Here is a 15,665-nt window from a genome sequence, read left to right as displayed (position 1 = left end):
TAACCACTTCAACGATTCAAACATATCGCTTTCGAATAGCGTTGCACACCCATGTTGCCTAAAGCAAATTAGGTTCACAGCCTGATTTACAGTAAAACGTAACAAAGCTTTGTTCAACTACATAACGGGTTTTTCAACAAATATTCGGTTGTGTTTGATTTGCGTTTCCGTCAATGAGTTGTTGCAAAGGGCTTTGCGATAATGTAGGTCTGTAGCTGATGTTTTTCTATGTGCTATCTGTTTTGCTGCCGTAGCCTTTGATCGAGCATTCTGCCATACCTTATCTCGTAGACATTGACGGAGTGATGTGCAGTTTCTCAATATAGCCTTTCAAAATAGATACAGATATATGTTTGCTGTATCAACCAGCTTTTTACCCTGCAGACAATGCTATCTTTGCTTGGTGTAATTTGTCTGCAGCCTTTATCTTTTATTGTCCTTACCCATGACCGCTCGGGCCGTCTGAATAATGTTGCATCAATAACTTAAACTACCGCTTTCTCTACTTTTAAACTTTTCCACTCCGTTTACAGTTAATTCCCAATAGTTCTGACCAGGGCATTACCTTCCGATGGCTGGTTGCAGTGTCAACATAAGGTACTGGATTTGAAATATTCAGTTCGTCAAAATAATAAAACGGATTAAGACAATAATGCTGTACTCGAGGTTGAGATCAGCCCTACCAAAAGACGTGCCCGCGCACGTCCTTTTTCTTCTCCTTTATCCATTCCACCCTATTGTTACCCCATAAAAGGCTTACACTCCGCATCATTACCCCTAAATATCTCCTCGCCGTCCGTACAACTGCCCTTCCCCTTCATCTTCCCGCACACCACCGCCGTCAACGACTCGTTCAAGCGCAGCACCCTCGGCTCCGCCTCCCTGTCCAGCGCCACCGCCTTCAAGGTAAACTTACCCTCCAGAATCCCCTTAGCCTGACCGCTCATCCTGATACAGAAACCGCCCGCCTCCTTCACCGGCAATTCCGGCCACTTCGTCGACGTCAGCTTAAAGCTGCCCTTTTTCGCGTAGAACTGCTCCATAAAGCGCGCATTTTCCAGCAGCGCGGCATGCGCCGCACGCAGGTTGGCCGAGCGGACCGATTCCCGATAGGCCGTAAAGGCCGTCATCGCCAAGATCGAAACCAGCAGCATCACCACCAACAGCTGTACCAAAGAATACCCCCTCTGCACAGTTGCTCCATTCCGTTTTCCGTCAAATGCTTTTAAGTACATATCTTTATTCCCTTTATCTTTTATATCCCCCATCCAACAAGAGGCTATCCGTTTGTCCCTTAACCCAATGTAAAGCCCCCACTGGTTCAAGCTTTATTCCCGCCCCAAACAAAGCCGCCCCGGGGCCCAACCGGCAAACGGTTCGGCCGCAGGGCGGCATACAGGCAGAGTCCGGCTTATTTTTTCACGGCAGGTTGGGCGGCCTTAGGCGCGGCAGAAGAAACCGTCGCCTCCGCCTTCAACTTGTTCAGCACCGCATCACCGATGCCCTTCACGTTTTTCAGCTCCTCCACCGATTTGAACGCACCGTTCTTCTGACGGTATTCCACAATCGCCTTCGCCTTAGCCGGGCCGATACCCGGCAATGCCTCCAGTTCCGCAGAAGAGGCCGTATTGACGTTCACGGCAGCCAAAGAGAACGCCGTACAAACGGCGGCAACTACACCAATGTGGGGGACTGTTAGTTTTTGCACAAATAGATAGGAACAAAAATCGGTGGAAATTCTTTTGATATAAGGATTTCCACCGATTTTTTCATTGAAAACGGAAAAATAACTTCTGCACAGAAATAGCAGGATTTGTGACAACTTTTGCACAAAAGCTATCGAAAAATGAACAGGTTTAAATAGGTTTTAAATCAGTTTACGGTACGGCCGAACCATTCGACGCGACCGACGATGGCAATGTCGTCGTCTGTATGGCTTAGGTCTATTTCAAAGGGGGCGTAATGTGGGTTGGCTGATGTTACCAATAGCTTGCCCGGTATACGTTGCACGCGTTTGACGAAAAGGTCGTTTCCTATGCGTAGGACGTACAGGCCGTCGCGCGGCTCGGTTTCGGCGTGGTTGATTAGGATGTTGTCGCCGTGGTTCAGGATGCCTTCCATTGAATCGCCTTTGACGGCGATTACGGAGAGCTTGTCTGTCTGCCGGGTAACGTAGTTTTCTATCCAGTATCTCCGGAAAGCCATGCAGAATAATGGTTTTTCATCATTCACCGCTTGTCCATGCCCTGCCGCCGCTTCCACGCTGTATCGCGGGATAAAGACAAACTCACGCAGATCAACCGGATTGCCCAAGGTATCTACCGCGCCCGAGCCGGTATTGGATACCGGGAAGGCTCCAACGTTTTCCGGTCTTGATTTGTCAGCAAACGGCAAACCTTTGCCGGTCAGTAACCAGTTTAAATCACAGCCGGTAACTTCTTGAATTTTTATAAGTGTTTCAGCCTTTGGCAAACCATCTTTAGCAAATACCTTATTCAGTCCCATGTAGGACATATCTATCTTGGAGGCTATATCCTCCAATGTCGAATCCGGCCATAAAAGCTGAAGTCTGCTTTTAAAAGTCATGTGTTTCTCTCTAACAAAAAGACTAACCAAAAAACCTTCCCTTTTGGTTAGAAATAATCTTAATCAAAAACAAAAGTTTATAAAATAATCGCCATTTGTTTGTAAATTAACTAACCAAAAGGGTTTACAACTATCCTTTTAGTTAGTATTATTCGTTTCACTAAGTCAAATGACTTAGCAAACAAACCCAAAAGGAATGTGTATGGAAACCCTAAAAGAAAGATTAATGGTAAAAATTGAAGATGCGGAAAGACAAAAACAAGATTGGCATCGTGCGGAAATTGTGGCAGCAGTTCGTAAACGCGGGAAAACAATTACTGCACTATCAATCGAATCCGGGTTAAGCGCGAATACATTAAAAAGCGCGTTGCAATTTAAATATCCAAAAGGCGAACGGATTATTTCAGACTTTCTCGGCATTCCACCTCAAGAGATTTGGCCTAGCCGTTATCCCAAACAGGTTTAACTTACTCAAAAGAGTAAACAAAAGTTTATATCAGGAGCAGTAAATGAGCAACACCATATCCTTAGAGGAGCTGAAAAATTTAAGTTTGCCCTGTCTTCCCAAGAACCTAGAAAGCATTAGATATCGTGCCAAAACGCAGGACTGGCCGTACATCGAAGAAGTTGGCAAAGCGCGTGGAGGCCGTCTGAAAAAATACTTGATCGCTTCCCTTCCCGCCGAAATCCGAGCGGAAATCATGAAACGGCAGGCTGACGAGATACTGGCTAAGTCTGACCCTCCGCCTTTACCCAGTACGACGAAGGTGCAACGGCAGAAGATGTTGCAGTTGGGGCTGCCAATCAATGAGTTGGCGGGGAGGTTGAACGATAAACAGCAGGATGTAAGCCATGCGCGGGCGGTGTTTGTGGCGGAGGTTTGCAAAATGCGCGATACCGCGGGAATGAGCTTAAGGGCTGCCGCGGTGTATGTTGAGAATCAAATCAAAATGGGGCTTTTGCCCGAGCAGTTGATGCGGTATGTGCCGATTGCTAATGCTAGAAGCAACGGTAAGCGCGGTATCAGCTGGCGGTCTTTAATAAATTGGGTGAAGGAATTGGAAGGTGTCGAACGCGGCAGTGCGGTTTTGGTGGCTCTGGCACCTAAAAAACCGCATGAGGAACGCAGTTTGATGGCGATTGAGTGGCTGCCGGCATGGTTGAGCGTGTGGGCAGACCCTAATAAGCCGAGCCTTAAACGGTGTTACCGGGTTTTTGCCCACCGATATGCGATGAAACATGGTGCCGATGCGGTGCCCAGCGAGGGTCAGGTTGCTTATGTACATAAGAAGCTGCCTGAGGTGCTGAAACGCCGCGGACGTGATACCGGTGCTGCCTATAAGGCGATTATGCCTTATGTCAGCCGTGATTGGCTGATGTTTGCGCCGAATACGATTTGGGTCGGAGACGGCCACGGTTTTAAGGCGAAAGTGGCCCATCCGATACACGGCGCTCCCTTCCAGCCTGAGATTACGGCGATTATCGATGCTTCGACCCGTTTTGTGGTCGGCTGGACGGTGTCGCTTGCGGAATCGACGGTTGCGCATGCGGACGCTTTGAGGAATGCGATGACGCACAATGAACCGCCCCTTATGTACTACACGGACAATGGCTCGGGCCCTACGGGCAAGATGTTGGACGATGAGGTAACGGGGATTTTGACCCGGCTTGGGATTGAGCATCCGACCGGTTTGCCGGGGAATCCGCAGGGTCGGGGCATTATTGAGCGGTTGTGGCAAACGGTAACGATACCTTTGGCACGCACTTATGAGACTTTTGTGGGCGATTCGGCTGATTCTTCTGTGAAAACGTTGAATATCAGGAAGTTGAACAGTGCGATACATGCGGAACGCCAAGGCAAGGATTTGTCGGAAGAGCAGTTGCGGTACCGTAAGAAGTTGCCGTCTTTTGCACAATTTTTAAGGGATTTGGAAAACGCTTTTAATGATTACAACTTGAATCATCTGCACTCGGAGCTGAAAAAGGTCGCCGGAGCGGAATTTGCGACACCTGCGGCTTATCGTGAGATGAGGTTGTCGGAGGAGCAGATGACGAATACGCCTTTGAGTCATACGGAGCTGGAGCTGATGTACCGGCCCGAGGTTGAGCGGACGGCTTCGCGCGGCTTAATCAGCCTGTTCGGCAACAGTTATTTCAGTATGGAGCTGGCTGAGTTTCACGGGGAAAGTGTCCGTGTGGGTTATGACCTGCATGATGCGAGCGAGGTCATTGTGAAGCGGATGGACGGTTCTTTCATCTGTAAGGCCCGATTCGAGGGGAATAAGGTGCCGGGTATGCCGGTAACGCGGATTGAGCAGCTTAAGGCGGAACGTGTCAAGAATGCTGTCAAACGGCATGAGGACAAGATTGCGCTGGCTAAGGCGGAGCTTAAACCTGCGCTTGAACATCAGCCTGATTACGGCCTTTTGGTCGGCAATGGGATGGTTATTGAGGCGGATTATGAGGTTGTACAGGCTGCCAAGGCGGAACCTGAAACGAAGAAGTATGTGATGTTTGAAAGTGATTTGGAAGATTAATCAATAGGAGTATGAAAATGAAAATGAATTTGCAAGTACGTTTGAGTCAGTTTTTAGAGGCTTCCGGCTACTCCCAAGTGGCAGTCGGCAAGGCTATCGGTATGACCAGCGCGGTTATCAGTGCTTATCTGCGCGGTAAATATACGGGTGATGTGGCGAAGTTGGAACGTAAATTGGAGGCGTTTTTAACGCTGGAGGAAAACCGCCGCAATGAGCGTAAGCTGAACATTGATTATGTGCGTACGAAAAGCGGCAAGCGTGTGGCGGATATTTTGAGACTAGCCCATGCGGATGGCCAGGCTGTGGTGGTAATCGGTCAGGCCGGTTTGGGTAAGACTAGCGCGTTGCGTGACTATGCGGTGCGTAATCCGGACGTGGTGTTGATTGAGGCTGATCCGACTTTTACGGCAAAGGTGTTGCTTAAACGTGTGGCTGAGAAGCTGGGCTGCGACAGTAAGGGCAATTTGAATGATGTGATGGAATCTATTGTGGACAAGTTGACTGATTCCGGCCGTCTGATTGCTGTCGACGAGGCGGAAAGCCTGCCTTACCGTGCGCTTGAGTGTCTGCGACGTATTCATGATAAGGCGGAGGTCGGCCTGGCTTTGGTGGGTATGCCGCGTTTGTTGGTAAATCTGCGCGGCAAGCGCGGTGAATTCAAGCAGCTATACAGCCGTATCGGTTTCAAGCTTGATTTGGGTACGGAACTGAGTGATGAGGAGTTGACGGAGATTGTGGTCAAGAATCTGCCCGAGGCTGACGATGAGACGATTGCGGAGCTGGTGGTCGCTGCGAATGGTAATACCCGGCGATTGGTCAAAATGCTGCATGGTGTAAGCCGTATGGCGAAAATTGCGGGCGAAACGGCAAATGCGGAGATGGTTAAGCAGTTTAAAGAGATGCTGATTCATTAAAGGATATGAAATGAGTGCGCAATAATTTTTTTGCCTTAAGGAAATATTAAGTAATTGATTTATAAGGAAATAGGAAAATGTCTAATTTGTTTTGCGAACGGAAAACCAAGTGGATCGGTTTGGCTTTTTGGTTGTTGTTTTGGGCGGTTTTGGCGGGAACGATGCTGCACAGCTGCTCTAAGCCGGTGGTGTCGGCGGCGAAATTGGAAATGTCGCGTCGCGAGCGGATGGCGGATTTGGAGGCTCAAGCCTTGGGCGAGCAATACGAATCTATGAGTACGGAAGAAAAAATGAAAGGGATTGTTTATGAGCGATAAGCCAATTTTATTGAACCCTGCGGCGAAAAAAGAAGCTTTGGCACGGGCGGTAAAGGAAATCCGCGCGAAATATGGCGATAAGGCGATTGTGAAAGGATGTGTGAAATGAGTTTCGGACGACGTAATACGGATTGGCAGGCTTGGGGACAACACCGCAGGCGTGCGACGGCGCGAATAGCGCAAAAAAGCCGGGAGCGTGAAATCGAGGAATATCAGGCGCGTTTTAAACGGCCTGCCGATGAGAAAAAGGAGGAGAAAAAATGATTTGGTTTGTTGTCGGATTGGCGGTGTTGGTGCTGCTGGGGATTTGGCTTGAAATGCTGGCCAGAATTGTCGTGTTGCACATGATCGGCGAAGGCCATGACGGGTATGACGACAATTAAGGCATTGATGTCGCTCTATATTTTTTTGCCTTATTAAAAATATAAGATATTGATTTAAAAGGATTTAAGAAATGAATCAAAAAGAAATTACCGAATGGCTCGAAGACCGTGGCGAGCTGATGATTATGAAAAAGGACGGCGAAGGCTTTGTGATTGCCGCGCGTGCGCCGGACGGGATGTGGAAAACGGCGGAGGCGGAAACTTTGGCCCGGGCGATAACTTTATGGGAGGAAGCGTGATGGACATTGAGCAATACAACCCTAAAAAAGACCCTAAATACATTGGCTATATTTTCCGATTTTTGAAGAAAAAAGCCAAACTGCTCGAAGCTTCAGGAGCTTATCCGCGAATTGTTAAGTTTAAAGATGGGTTCGGCTGGTATATCGGCTGGTTTATTGAAGACGGTCTTGGAGACTTTATTGGCAGCAGGATTTATTACGGCTCCGAAAAAGTTGAGACATTTTGTTTTGTTAAAACCCCTGAAACAGAGGTGGTTGCCGAAGTTAAATGGGACGAATACGAACGTATCGGAGGGTGTGCATTAACTGAATGGCATCATAAATGGATTTATGCCAATAAACAAACACGCAAATGCCGCCACTGCGGAAGATGGGAACGGAAAGTCGTCAAGACCGTTAAGACGATTGAACGTCGAACATTATGGGAGAGTGAGTCATGAACGTGAAATGCCCGAACTGCGGGGCGGTGCATAGCCTGGACGCCTTAATCAATGATGCAGAGGCTTCGGCGGTATTAAAGGCTGTGTTGGAGATGGATGCGGAATTGGGCAAGGCGGCGATACGGTATATCGGTTTGTTCCGTCCTGCGAAATCCCAGCTCTCTTGGGCGCGTACCGCGAAACTGCTGAACGAGTTGATGCCGATGATTAAGGCACAGGAGGCGGCACGCGACGGGGTTTGTTTCCCCGCTCCTACCGAGGCTTGGATTCATGGTTTTAACGAGACGGTCAACGCACGCGACCAAGGCCGTCTGAAACTGCCCTTAAAGTCGCATGGTTATTTGCTGGAGATTGTCAGCCAGTGGCAGGGTTCGAGGGTGCCCTCTCCCCAGTCCTCTCCAACAGGGAGAGGGGGCGAAGGTGGTGCGCCGTCCAAGCTGCGGCAGGGTGTGGCAGCCTTGGGCGAATGGGCAGGAGAAGATTGGGCGAAACGAGAAATCGCTTCAGGGTTTGCATTGCTCGCCGCGCTCAATCTGCCCGACCGCCCCGCAGCGCAAGACCTGACGGTAGTCGCAGAAATTTGGTATCGGCAACTGAAGGAAGCCAAGGAAATCGTCTCGCCGAAGTATGACCCGATACGGATTCAGACGGGGTTTAAGGTGTTGCAGGCGGCAGAAACATGGCCGCAACCCGCCGAACTGCGCCGCAACCTACCGCCACGGTTGATACCGAGGGCGATGTTGGCGAAGCCCGCGCCGGACAAAGAAAAAGGCCGTCAGAAAATGGCGGAAGTGAAAGATGTTTTAAACAAGAAAGGTAAGTGAAATGAAAGAGTATGTTTTTAAAATTATTTCGGAAAATGGGAAGTGTCGCGTCGAGTTGCCCGAAATCAAGCTAAACGGTGAGTATCAAGCTCCTGACCTGATGGCTGCGTTGACAATTGAATTTTTAGACAGCGTATGCAGTGATGCCGCCCGAGATACGGAAGGATTTATCAAGGCTGCTGTCACTAATTTAAAAGCATTGCAACTGGCAAGACAGTTGAGAGATGCGGAACGAAAGGTAAATTAAGGAAGGAAAAAGAAAATGGCTAAAGTCATTATTACTATTAAAGATAGTACCAAAAGCTTATTTGATTTTGAAATCAAAGGATTGGGAGACGATAGTGAAAAAACTCCTGCAATATTTGCCGGACATGCTGTAGCAGGCTATCTGAGAAAAAGGCAAACAGCCCTCCACGAGAATTTTTTAAGTCAAATTTTACGAGACTTATCAGATCAAGATTAAAGGAAAACATCATGATTGAACCGCACGAATACCGTCTATTGGACGAATATTTAGAGCAGGACTGGGATGCCTTTATCAGTTTTGCTGAAACTAAAGGATTTGAAGCAAGCGAAGTATATCAACTACTCAACAAACTGGAGGAAAAAGCAAATGGCTAAAACCCGAATCAAACAGCCCGCTATCGAAGCGGCACAAGACAAAGCGGAAGTTACTGCGTTTATCCGCAAAATCGGCGATTTGCAGCGCGAAGTCAAACGCCTGGAAACCGAAGCCGGAGACAAAAAAGCGGTTATCGAAGAAGAATATGCCGCCAAAGCTGCGCCGATGTGTGCCGAAATCATGAGCCTGACCGAACGTGTGGCCGCCTACTGCGAGGCACATAAGGACGAGCTGACGGAAAACGGTAAAACCAAAACCGTGGACTTTACCACCGGCCTGATTAAATGGCGCATCCGTCCGCCATCCGTCAAGGTAACGGGCGTGGCCGCCGTCTTGGCGTGGCTCTCGGAAAAATCCGCCTTTGCCGAGTTTGTCCGCACTAAAAAGGAAATCGACAAAGACGCCATCCTGAATCAAAAAGAGCGTTTTTCAGACGGCCAAGTGCTGGGAATTAAGATTGTGTCGGGGCTTGAGGATTTTGTGATTGAGCCTACTGAGCAGGAGTTGGCGTGATGGCGAAAATTGTAATTGAAATTGAAGATTTGCCTAATGGTAAAGTTAGCTATGTACCTCATGGAGATCTCCTTATCCGAGATGGCGGCACTCCTGCCCAATTAACTTGGATTGCTGTGCAAGATGTTATTGATATGCTTGGAAAGATTGGGGCTATACAAGGTATGTCAAAGGATGAATCATGAAGCAATGGGTCATCGAAATCATCCACAATATCGATATTTTGTGTAACGTTGCTTTTTGGATATCGGCTATGGCGCTATTTGCTTTGTCTCTTAATGGCGATCAATCTGCTAAAGAGATTGCTGGATTTTGGTTGAAAGTCTTTCTGGTCTCGTTATTTGGTGTTGTGGTTATACCGTCGAAAGAGGTATTAGAAGCAATGCTTTAAAAGGCATTTAAAGGCCGTCTGAAATGGGGTTTAAAACCTGTTTCAGACGGCCTTTTAGTTTATAGTCATACTGCGTATAATCAAACAACATTTTGACTATATCATATGAGGATAAATCATGAAGAAACTATTAATTGCCTGCGTCACTTTGGCTTTGGTGTCGATGCCTTTAACTGTACAAGCTAAGGGCCGTCAGCCTTGTTCGGGTAAAAAAGGCGGTGTGTCGCATTGTGCGGGGGATAAGTTTGTATGCCAAGACGGCAGTATTAGTAAATCAAAACGTATTTGCGGCCGTTAATTAAGGGGTTGGTCATGAAAAAATATTTAATGGGTATTGCGGTAGGACTGGCTTTAGCCGCTTGCGGGCAGCAGCAGTCGGAAACTCATCCGGCTCAACCTAAGCAGGAAATGACGGCAGAACAGGCAAAGTATGTGTTGTGCGGCCAAGCTTTGGATTTGACGGCAGAACAACTGTTGAAGAATATGGATGAGGGATTGCGGGCTACTAAGGCGTCACCTGCGATACTTGATCAGAAGCTCACTGCCAATGATTGCGGCTATACGTTGGAAATGGCCATGACTTACGGCACTATCCGTCTGGAATTGGATGAGCAACAGAAGGTGCGCAATTTGGCTGTCGGATATCAAAACATCAGCGGTCAAGAGGGATTGCTGAAAAATATGAATAATGCCTTTGCCTCTTTGCAAACGGTAATGTCGGTTAATGGGTCAACCAAATTCGGTGAAACGGAATTGGGGAAAAAGCTGTTTACTACTTTGATCGATTTGATGGCTGAGAATAAGAATTCCGCCGGTGCGGCTACCAGGGATGTTGATTTTGATGGTAAGCGTTATACTGTTGGTATTGAAGGCCGTACTGTGGCGATAGTTGTGCGGAAGATACCTTAAGGTTTTTGAAATTTGGGCTGTCTGAATTATTCAGACGGCCTTTTTTGCGTCTGTCGGTTTCGCAAAAAAAACATCGACTTAATACTACATATTGTATTTTATTGGTATAATATGCGCTAATTTATACTATATGTTGTATTGGAGAGATAATGCGCCGGGCGTTGATTGCGAAAATTAAGATTGCTCAAAAGGAGCTGGGCTTGGACGACGGTACCTATCGTGCGGTGTTGGAGCGCGTGACGGGCAAGCGGTCTTGCACCGAGTGCAGTATCCCTGAGCTGGAACGCGTGGTCGAGGATTTGCGCCAGCATGGGTTTACGCCTAAAGCTAAGGGGAATCCACATGGGAAACCCCATTTGCAGCGTACATCTGCTAAGGCGATGTTGGGCAAGGTGGAAGCCTTGTTGGCGGAAGGCGGATTGCATTGGAACTACGCGCATGCGATGGCTCGACGGATGTTTGGTAAGGATAAGGTCGAGTATTTGGACGATAAGGAGCTGCATAAGCTGGTAGCGGCCTTGCAAATCAATGAGAATCGGAAGAAAAAGGTGTAGCGATGGCGGATGCGGATTTGAGTCGGGTGCAGCATTTATTGCCTGAATCAATGATTGAGATTGTTGATGTGATTGGTATTAAAGCTGCTATTGAGTTGGTTAAAGCCATTGGCGGGGCGCGTTTTAAGTTTGGGCGCGGCCGGCGTGATACGGAGCGGCTGAATATTTTGTTTTCGGCCATCGGGGAACCTAAAACACATGCGTTGCTTAAGGTGTTTGGCGGTGAGGATTTATATGTGCCTCGGTGTGAGGAAGCGTTGCGCGAACTGAGGAACGAGCAGTTTTGTATGGAGTTCCGCGATTTGACTGAAAATCAGGGGGTCAGCCGTCTGATGGCGATGTCTAGGCTTTGCCCTAAGTATCAAATCTCGGAGCGAACGGGATATACAATTATCCGTAATCATTACGAGCCGGTAACTCGTCAAATTAGTATGTTCTGACGGAGATCTATTTGCCCTGCATTGTGCAGGGCTTTTTTTTTGGGTGTCGGGAATAGGGGTGAAATGCGTGCGGTTCTTTTAGGTTGATTGATAGAGGTTAAATAAGGTTTTGAAAATAAATTGTGATTTGATTTTTGGAGATGTTTATGGGCAAAACTGTAACTTTAACCGCCGGACACAGTAACACCGACCCGGGCGCGGTCAACGGCTCCGACCGGGAGGCGGACTTAGCGCAGGATATGCGCAACATCGTGGCATCTATCTTGCGCGATGACTACGGCTTGACTGTTAAAACCGACGGCACGGGCAAAGGCAATATGCCGCTGCGCGAAGCGGTCAAACTGATTCGCGGCTCGGATGTGGCGATTGAGTTTCACACCAACGCGGCGGCGAACAAAACGGCCACTGGCATTGAGGCGTTGAGTACCGTCAAAAACAAACGCTGGTGTCAGGTGTTGAGCAAGGCTGTTGCCAAGGCGACCGGCTGGAAACTGCGCGGCGAAGACGGCTTTAAGCCGGATAACGCAGGCCAGCATTCGCGCCTGGCTTATGCGCAGGCCGGCGGCATTGTGTTTGAGCCGTTTTTTATCAGCAATGATGCGGATTTAGCCTTGTTTAAATCTACTAAATGGGGCATTTGCCGCGCGATTGCGGACGCGATTGCGCTGGAATTGGGAGCGGCGAAGGTATGAAAAAGTCTTTGATTGCTTTGGCTCTGTCTGTCTTGAAACCGCAGATGCCTGAATTTGAGATTAAGCCTGCCAGTATTGGCTATTTAAAACAACATCCGTCTATGCGCCTGGGCAAGTCGGGCGTGGCGGCTGCCAAACGTGCGGCGCGTAAACGCAAGAATCGTCGTTAATCATGGGACAGGTTGAGTTTTACGAAAAGATGATTGAGCTATGGTCGCGCAAAAGCCGTGAGGCAAGCGAACGGGCAGACTTGCCTGCGTTTGAATTTGCGGAGGCGAACTGGCCAATTATCGGGAAATGCTGCAACGGCACCTACAAACCAAAACTATGGAATAGCAATGCGTATTTTGGATATTTTTAAAAACCCGGCTACCGGTAATGTGTCGCACTCTAAGCTGTGGGCAAACGTTGCCTGTGCGGCTGGGACGTTTAAGTTTGTGATGTTGCCCGACCCTTCGGCAGAGGTTTGGGCGGTTTATTTGGGCATCGTGGGCGGCTATGCGGTGGCACGCTCGCTGGTCAGCGTGAAACGTCAGGAGGTCGAGAATGAATCTCGTGAAACTGCTGGCGAATAACTGGCAACCGATTGCCATCATCGCGCTTGTCGGCACGGGCTTGGCTGTGTCGCACCATCAAGGCTACAAATCGGCGTTTGCGAAGCAGCAGGCGGTCATCGACAAGATGGAAAAAGACAAGGCGCAAGCCCTGCTGTTATCGGCTCAAAACTACGCTCGCGAACTGGAACAGGCACGCGCGGAAGCGAAAAAATATGAAGTCAAGGCGCACGCCGTCGGCATGGCTTTGGCGAAAAAACAGGCGGAAGTCAGCCGTCTGAAAACGGAAAATAAAAAGGAAATCGAAAATGTCCTTACTCAAGACCGTAAAAATGCAAGCGGTAATTGTATTGACGGCTTTGGCCATCACGGCCTGCAGCTCTACAATCGCGCCCTCGGCTACGGAAATTAAGGTTGTCGAAAAGGCGGTCATGCCGATGCCGCCTGCCGCGTTGATGGTCGCGCCGGTACGCCCGAATCCGCCGAAAGACGGCAAGACGGCCACGCTGTTGGAACACGCCGCTGAGTTTGGCGGCTATGTTTCGGAGCTGGAAAACCAAAATCAGGCGTGGCGCGACTGGGTCAACAGTCAAGCGAAAGTTGACGGTTCGGAGGGCGCGCGATGACGACTTATCGTGAGTTGGTACAACGCACGGTCGCCTGCCGCCATGCGGATTTAGAGCTGGGATTGAGCCGCGCACGCGAACAAGAGCCGTTTGTCATTCATGTTTCCAATCTGCTGGATAAGGCAGGATTTGAATATACGGTACGGATGAATAAGGATTTTCAGACGACCTTTTGTGTGGAGTTTTCCGCGACCGCTCCTGCTGATGTGATTGGTATTTTGCGGAAATATTACTCAGTCTTTTTTGACGGCCAAAAGGTTGAGGTGGCAAGTCGTCATCCCGAAGGCTATGCAGTGCGTATCGTATTCGGCGACGTGCCGGTTTAAAGGGGTTTTAAATGGACTTTGAATTTGGGTTTAAAACCCTGTGGCCGATTGCAACGGCGGCGTTTTGGTTTTGGGTCAACGGCATTTCAGGCCGTCTGAAAGAGGCGGACAAGCGTATCGACGACCTTAAAGAGGAGCTGCACGCAGTCAAGCTCTCTTATCACACCAAGGCGGACGCCAAGGCAGACAGCACTAATATTGCGGCGGCGTTGGAACGCATCGAAAACAAGTTGGAAAAAGTAAACGAAAAACTGGACAGGAAAGCGGACAAATCATGAGCGACCCGATTTTGGATGCCTTGGCGCGTATTGAAAACAAGACTGATCAAACTCTGAAAAATCAGAAGGAAATGCAGGCGGAAATTGCACAAATCCGCCAAGACACGAAACGCACGGCCATTACATTCGGCGCGATCGGCGGCGGTGTGATTACGGTCGGCTGGGAATTGCTTAAAGCGAAAATGGGACTTTAATTATGGCTCACCCGCAAGAAATCCGTGAAAAGTTACGCCGGCTCTATGTGAGCGGAGAGCAAACTTTGGAAACGGCGGCCTTGATGTGCGAAATCCCACAGGCCACTGCGCGTGCGTGGAAACGTGCGGATAAGGAAAAAGGCGACGACTGGGATAAGATGCGCGCCGCCTACACTTTGGCCGGCGGCGGTATTGAGGACTTGAGCCGTGCGATGTTGGCCGGTTTTATGGTGCAGTACAACAGCACGATGACGATGCTGCAGGATTCGAGTACCGAAGATTTGCCGCCGTCCGACCGCGCCAAGCTGTTGGCCAGCCTGGCCGATGCGTTTACGAAAACCGTATCGGCCAATGCCCGCGTGATGCCGGAAACGTCAAAACTGGCGACGGCTTTGGAATTGATTGAGTTCTTGATGGCGTTTGTGCAAGAAAAACACCCCAAACATTTGCCTGCCTTTGTGGAGGTATTGGAGCCTTTTGGGGCGGAAGTGGAGAAGAAGTTTGGATAAGCAAAAACCTACCGTCGGAAGCCTTTTTGCAGGTATTGGCGGGTTTGATTTGGGATTTGAACAGGCTGGTTTTAACACTGCTTGGCAAGTAGAGATTAATCCTGTACCCCGTGCAGTTTTGACCGACCGCTTCCCACACGCAAAACAGTTTGAGGATGTCAGAACGGTATTGTCAGAATTATGGCCGGTAGATGTGATTATTGGCGGATTCCCATGTCAGGATGTATCAATAGCCGGTAAGCGTAAAGGGCTTGCCGGGGAAAGAACAGGTTTATTTTATGACGCAATGCGCATTGTCGACCAGCTTAAACCCCGCTGGATTGTCCTTGAAAACGTTACGGGTTTGCTCAATAGCAACAATGGCGAAGACTTTCAAACAGTCATCCAGTCCCTTGCCGAATGCGGGTATGTGGGATACTGGCGCGTGCTTAATGCAGCATATTTCGGAGTCCCCACGGCACGCCGTCGGGTTTTCTTGGTCGCTGGCTTGGGAGAGTACCCCCCCTATGAGTTTATGGCTGACGCCGGCTCAATTGGAGTCTTACCTCGCGCGGTTGAGACGTATGGGCTACAAAAGCCACATGGTACTTTGCTTAGAGGGATTTCCAAGGGAGCCATTGACCGCTCAGGCGCAAATATTCTCGTTACGCCCAACGGACGGGGTGCGATGGTTGAGCGGCAAAGAGCGTCTAACGATGATGGGCTTTGCCTCGGAATGGATGAGGCCAACATTGCGGAGGCTCAAGCTGCGGGAAACGCCGTCTGTCCGCCGGTCTCACGCTGGATTGCCGAAAAATTGATTAAGACGTTTTAAACG

The 15,665-nt window shown here is 49.1% G+C and carries 32 protein-coding genes; 29 read left to right on the top strand and 3 right to left on the bottom strand.

Annotated elements, in window-relative coordinates; all coding sequences use genetic code 11:
• Nucleotides 1-740: 740 nt before the first annotated feature.
• From RRV97_RS09880 to RRV97_RS09870, 3 genes are all read right to left on the bottom strand, one after another.
• A complete protein-coding gene (locus tag RRV97_RS09880) occupies nucleotides 741-1,235 on the bottom strand; it encodes a type IV pilin protein (protein WP_315611430.1) in 495 nt (164 codons plus the stop codon).
• A gap of 176 nt (nucleotides 1,236-1,411) precedes the next feature.
• Nucleotides 1,412-1,708: a ComEA family DNA-binding protein gene (locus RRV97_RS09875; RefSeq protein WP_315611429.1), complete on the bottom strand. Its 297-nt coding sequence runs from the start codon at nucleotides 1,706-1,708 to the stop codon at nucleotides 1,412-1,414.
• Nucleotides 1,709-1,872: 164 nt separating this feature from the next.
• Nucleotides 1,873-2,586, bottom strand: coding sequence for a helix-turn-helix transcriptional regulator (locus RRV97_RS09870; protein WP_315611428.1), 714 nt, complete (start codon nucleotides 2,584-2,586; stop codon nucleotides 1,873-1,875).
• Between the two features lie 202 nt (nucleotides 2,587-2,788).
• Here RRV97_RS09870 and RRV97_RS09865 point away from each other — a divergent pair, with 202 nt between their 5' ends.
• The 29 genes from RRV97_RS09865 to RRV97_RS09725 all read left to right on the top strand — a co-directional run bounded on the left by RRV97_RS09865 (nucleotide 2,789) and on the right by RRV97_RS09725 (nucleotide 15,662).
• A complete protein-coding gene (locus RRV97_RS09865; RefSeq protein ID WP_079453753.1) occupies nucleotides 2,789-3,052 on the top strand; it encodes a helix-turn-helix domain-containing protein in 264 nt (87 codons plus the stop codon).
• A 43-nt stretch (nucleotides 3,053-3,095) separates the two neighbouring features.
• Nucleotides 3,096-5,123, top strand: coding sequence for a Mu transposase C-terminal domain-containing protein (locus RRV97_RS09860; protein WP_315611427.1), 2,028 nt, complete (start codon nucleotides 3,096-3,098; stop codon nucleotides 5,121-5,123).
• A 17-nt stretch (nucleotides 5,124-5,140) separates the two neighbouring features.
• Nucleotides 5,141-6,037, top strand: coding sequence for an AAA family ATPase (locus RRV97_RS09855; protein WP_315611426.1), 897 nt, complete (start codon nucleotides 5,141-5,143; stop codon nucleotides 6,035-6,037).
• Nucleotides 6,038-6,114: 77 nt separating this feature from the next.
• Nucleotides 6,115-6,354, top strand: coding sequence for a hypothetical protein (locus tag RRV97_RS09850; protein WP_049336928.1), 240 nt, complete (start codon nucleotides 6,115-6,117; stop codon nucleotides 6,352-6,354).
• Nucleotides 6,355-6,459: 105 nt separating this feature from the next.
• The gene (locus tag RRV97_RS09845) at nucleotides 6,460-6,618 is read left to right on the top strand and encodes a hypothetical protein (protein ID WP_315611425.1); all 159 of its coding nucleotides are present in this window, start codon (nucleotides 6,460-6,462) and stop codon (nucleotides 6,616-6,618) included.
• On the top strand, nucleotides 6,615-6,737 hold the full coding sequence (locus RRV97_RS09840) for a hypothetical protein (protein ID WP_256388733.1): 123 nt from the start codon (nucleotides 6,615-6,617) through the stop codon (nucleotides 6,735-6,737). The genes RRV97_RS09845 and RRV97_RS09840 overlap by 4 nt, the downstream gene beginning before the upstream one ends.
• 71 nt (nucleotides 6,738-6,808) lie before the next feature.
• Nucleotides 6,809-6,976 carry a hypothetical protein gene (locus RRV97_RS09835; protein WP_004520475.1) on the top strand — a complete coding sequence of 56 codons (168 nt, stop codon included), beginning with the start codon at nucleotides 6,809-6,811 and terminating at the stop codon, nucleotides 6,974-6,976.
• Nucleotides 6,976-7,416, top strand: coding sequence for a hypothetical protein (locus RRV97_RS09830; RefSeq protein WP_315611424.1), 441 nt, complete (start codon nucleotides 6,976-6,978; stop codon nucleotides 7,414-7,416). Before RRV97_RS09835 ends, RRV97_RS09830 begins: the two co-directional genes overlap by 1 nt.
• Nucleotides 7,413-8,240, top strand: a complete 828-nt coding sequence (locus tag RRV97_RS09825) for a hypothetical protein (protein ID WP_315611423.1) — start codon at nucleotides 7,413-7,415, stop codon at nucleotides 8,238-8,240. The genes RRV97_RS09830 and RRV97_RS09825 overlap by 4 nt, the downstream gene beginning before the upstream one ends.
• Before the next feature lies 1 nt (nucleotide 8,241).
• Nucleotides 8,242-8,487 carry a hypothetical protein gene (locus RRV97_RS09820; RefSeq protein WP_315611422.1) on the top strand — a complete coding sequence of 82 codons (246 nt, stop codon included), beginning with the start codon at nucleotides 8,242-8,244 and terminating at the stop codon, nucleotides 8,485-8,487.
• Nucleotides 8,488-8,502: 15 nt separating this feature from the next.
• Nucleotides 8,503-8,703 (top strand): hypothetical protein, encoded by a 201-nt coding sequence (locus RRV97_RS09815; protein ID WP_315611421.1) that lies wholly within the window; start codon nucleotides 8,503-8,505, stop codon nucleotides 8,701-8,703.
• Nucleotides 8,704-8,714: 11 nt separating this feature from the next.
• A complete protein-coding gene (locus tag RRV97_RS09810; RefSeq protein WP_168162674.1) occupies nucleotides 8,715-8,861 on the top strand; it encodes a hypothetical protein in 147 nt (48 codons plus the stop codon).
• Nucleotides 8,854-9,375: a host-nuclease inhibitor Gam family protein gene (locus RRV97_RS09805; RefSeq protein ID WP_315611420.1), complete on the top strand. Its 522-nt coding sequence runs from the start codon at nucleotides 8,854-8,856 to the stop codon at nucleotides 9,373-9,375. Before RRV97_RS09810 ends, RRV97_RS09805 begins: the two co-directional genes overlap by 8 nt.
• Nucleotides 9,375-9,560 (top strand): hypothetical protein, encoded by a 186-nt coding sequence (locus RRV97_RS09800; RefSeq protein WP_315611419.1) that lies wholly within the window; start codon nucleotides 9,375-9,377, stop codon nucleotides 9,558-9,560. Before RRV97_RS09805 ends, RRV97_RS09800 begins: the two co-directional genes overlap by 1 nt.
• Nucleotides 9,557-9,766 (top strand): hypothetical protein, encoded by a 210-nt coding sequence (locus RRV97_RS09795; protein ID WP_315611418.1) that lies wholly within the window; start codon nucleotides 9,557-9,559, stop codon nucleotides 9,764-9,766. Before RRV97_RS09800 ends, RRV97_RS09795 begins: the two co-directional genes overlap by 4 nt.
• Before the next feature lie 118 nt (nucleotides 9,767-9,884).
• Nucleotides 9,885-10,064 (top strand): hypothetical protein, encoded by a 180-nt coding sequence (locus RRV97_RS09790; RefSeq protein ID WP_082815512.1) that lies wholly within the window; start codon nucleotides 9,885-9,887, stop codon nucleotides 10,062-10,064.
• A 14-nt stretch (nucleotides 10,065-10,078) separates the two neighbouring features.
• Nucleotides 10,079-10,675, top strand: coding sequence for a hypothetical protein (locus RRV97_RS09785; protein WP_315611417.1), 597 nt, complete (start codon nucleotides 10,079-10,081; stop codon nucleotides 10,673-10,675).
• Between the two features lie 149 nt (nucleotides 10,676-10,824).
• Nucleotides 10,825-11,229, top strand: coding sequence for a gp16 family protein (locus tag RRV97_RS09780; RefSeq protein WP_315611416.1), 405 nt, complete (start codon nucleotides 10,825-10,827; stop codon nucleotides 11,227-11,229).
• A gap of 2 nt (nucleotides 11,230-11,231) precedes the next feature.
• Nucleotides 11,232-11,669 (top strand): Mor transcription activator family protein, encoded by a 438-nt coding sequence (locus tag RRV97_RS09775; protein WP_315611415.1) that lies wholly within the window; start codon nucleotides 11,232-11,234, stop codon nucleotides 11,667-11,669.
• Nucleotides 11,670-11,815: 146 nt separating this feature from the next.
• The gene (locus tag RRV97_RS09770) at nucleotides 11,816-12,361 is read left to right on the top strand and encodes an N-acetylmuramoyl-L-alanine amidase (protein ID WP_315611414.1); all 546 of its coding nucleotides are present in this window, start codon (nucleotides 11,816-11,818) and stop codon (nucleotides 12,359-12,361) included.
• Entirely contained in the window at nucleotides 12,358-12,531 is a 174-nt protein-coding gene (locus RRV97_RS09765) for a hypothetical protein (RefSeq protein ID WP_002245587.1), read from the top strand. The genes RRV97_RS09770 and RRV97_RS09765 overlap by 4 nt, the downstream gene beginning before the upstream one ends.
• A gap of 168 nt (nucleotides 12,532-12,699) precedes the next feature.
• A complete protein-coding gene (locus tag RRV97_RS09760) occupies nucleotides 12,700-12,936 on the top strand; it encodes a hypothetical protein (RefSeq protein WP_049343846.1) in 237 nt (78 codons plus the stop codon).
• Nucleotides 12,908-13,327 (top strand): hypothetical protein, encoded by a 420-nt coding sequence (locus RRV97_RS09755; RefSeq protein ID WP_254321199.1) that lies wholly within the window; start codon nucleotides 12,908-12,910, stop codon nucleotides 13,325-13,327. Before RRV97_RS09760 ends, RRV97_RS09755 begins: the two co-directional genes overlap by 29 nt.
• Nucleotides 13,224-13,541 (top strand): hypothetical protein, encoded by a 318-nt coding sequence (locus RRV97_RS09750; protein ID WP_315611413.1) that lies wholly within the window; start codon nucleotides 13,224-13,226, stop codon nucleotides 13,539-13,541. The genes RRV97_RS09755 and RRV97_RS09750 overlap by 104 nt, the downstream gene beginning before the upstream one ends.
• Nucleotides 13,538-13,867 (top strand): hypothetical protein, encoded by a 330-nt coding sequence (locus tag RRV97_RS09745; protein WP_070823971.1) that lies wholly within the window; start codon nucleotides 13,538-13,540, stop codon nucleotides 13,865-13,867. Before RRV97_RS09750 ends, RRV97_RS09745 begins: the two co-directional genes overlap by 4 nt.
• 11 nt (nucleotides 13,868-13,878) lie before the next feature.
• The gene (locus RRV97_RS09740; protein ID WP_004520458.1) at nucleotides 13,879-14,145 is read left to right on the top strand and encodes a hypothetical protein; all 267 of its coding nucleotides are present in this window, start codon (nucleotides 13,879-13,881) and stop codon (nucleotides 14,143-14,145) included.
• Nucleotides 14,142-14,339, top strand: a complete 198-nt coding sequence (locus tag RRV97_RS09735) for a hypothetical protein (protein ID WP_004520457.1) — start codon at nucleotides 14,142-14,144, stop codon at nucleotides 14,337-14,339. The genes RRV97_RS09740 and RRV97_RS09735 overlap by 4 nt, the downstream gene beginning before the upstream one ends.
• A 2-nt stretch (nucleotides 14,340-14,341) precedes the next feature.
• On the top strand, nucleotides 14,342-14,848 hold the full coding sequence (locus RRV97_RS09730; protein ID WP_004520456.1) for a DUF1804 family protein: 507 nt from the start codon (nucleotides 14,342-14,344) through the stop codon (nucleotides 14,846-14,848).
• A complete protein-coding gene (locus RRV97_RS09725) occupies nucleotides 14,841-15,662 on the top strand; it encodes a DNA (cytosine-5-)-methyltransferase (RefSeq protein ID WP_315611412.1) in 822 nt (273 codons plus the stop codon). Before RRV97_RS09730 ends, RRV97_RS09725 begins: the two co-directional genes overlap by 8 nt.
• The last annotated feature ends 3 nt before the right edge of the window (nucleotides 15,663-15,665 follow it).

The organism is Neisseria sp. DTU_2021_1001991_1_SI_NGA_ILE_055 (genome assembly GCF_032342915.1).
GTDB lineage: Bacteria > Pseudomonadota > Gammaproteobacteria > Burkholderiales > Neisseriaceae > Neisseria.
The sequence above is the reverse complement of the archived record's forward strand: the minus strand, read 5'-3'. Positions and strand labels throughout refer to the sequence as shown.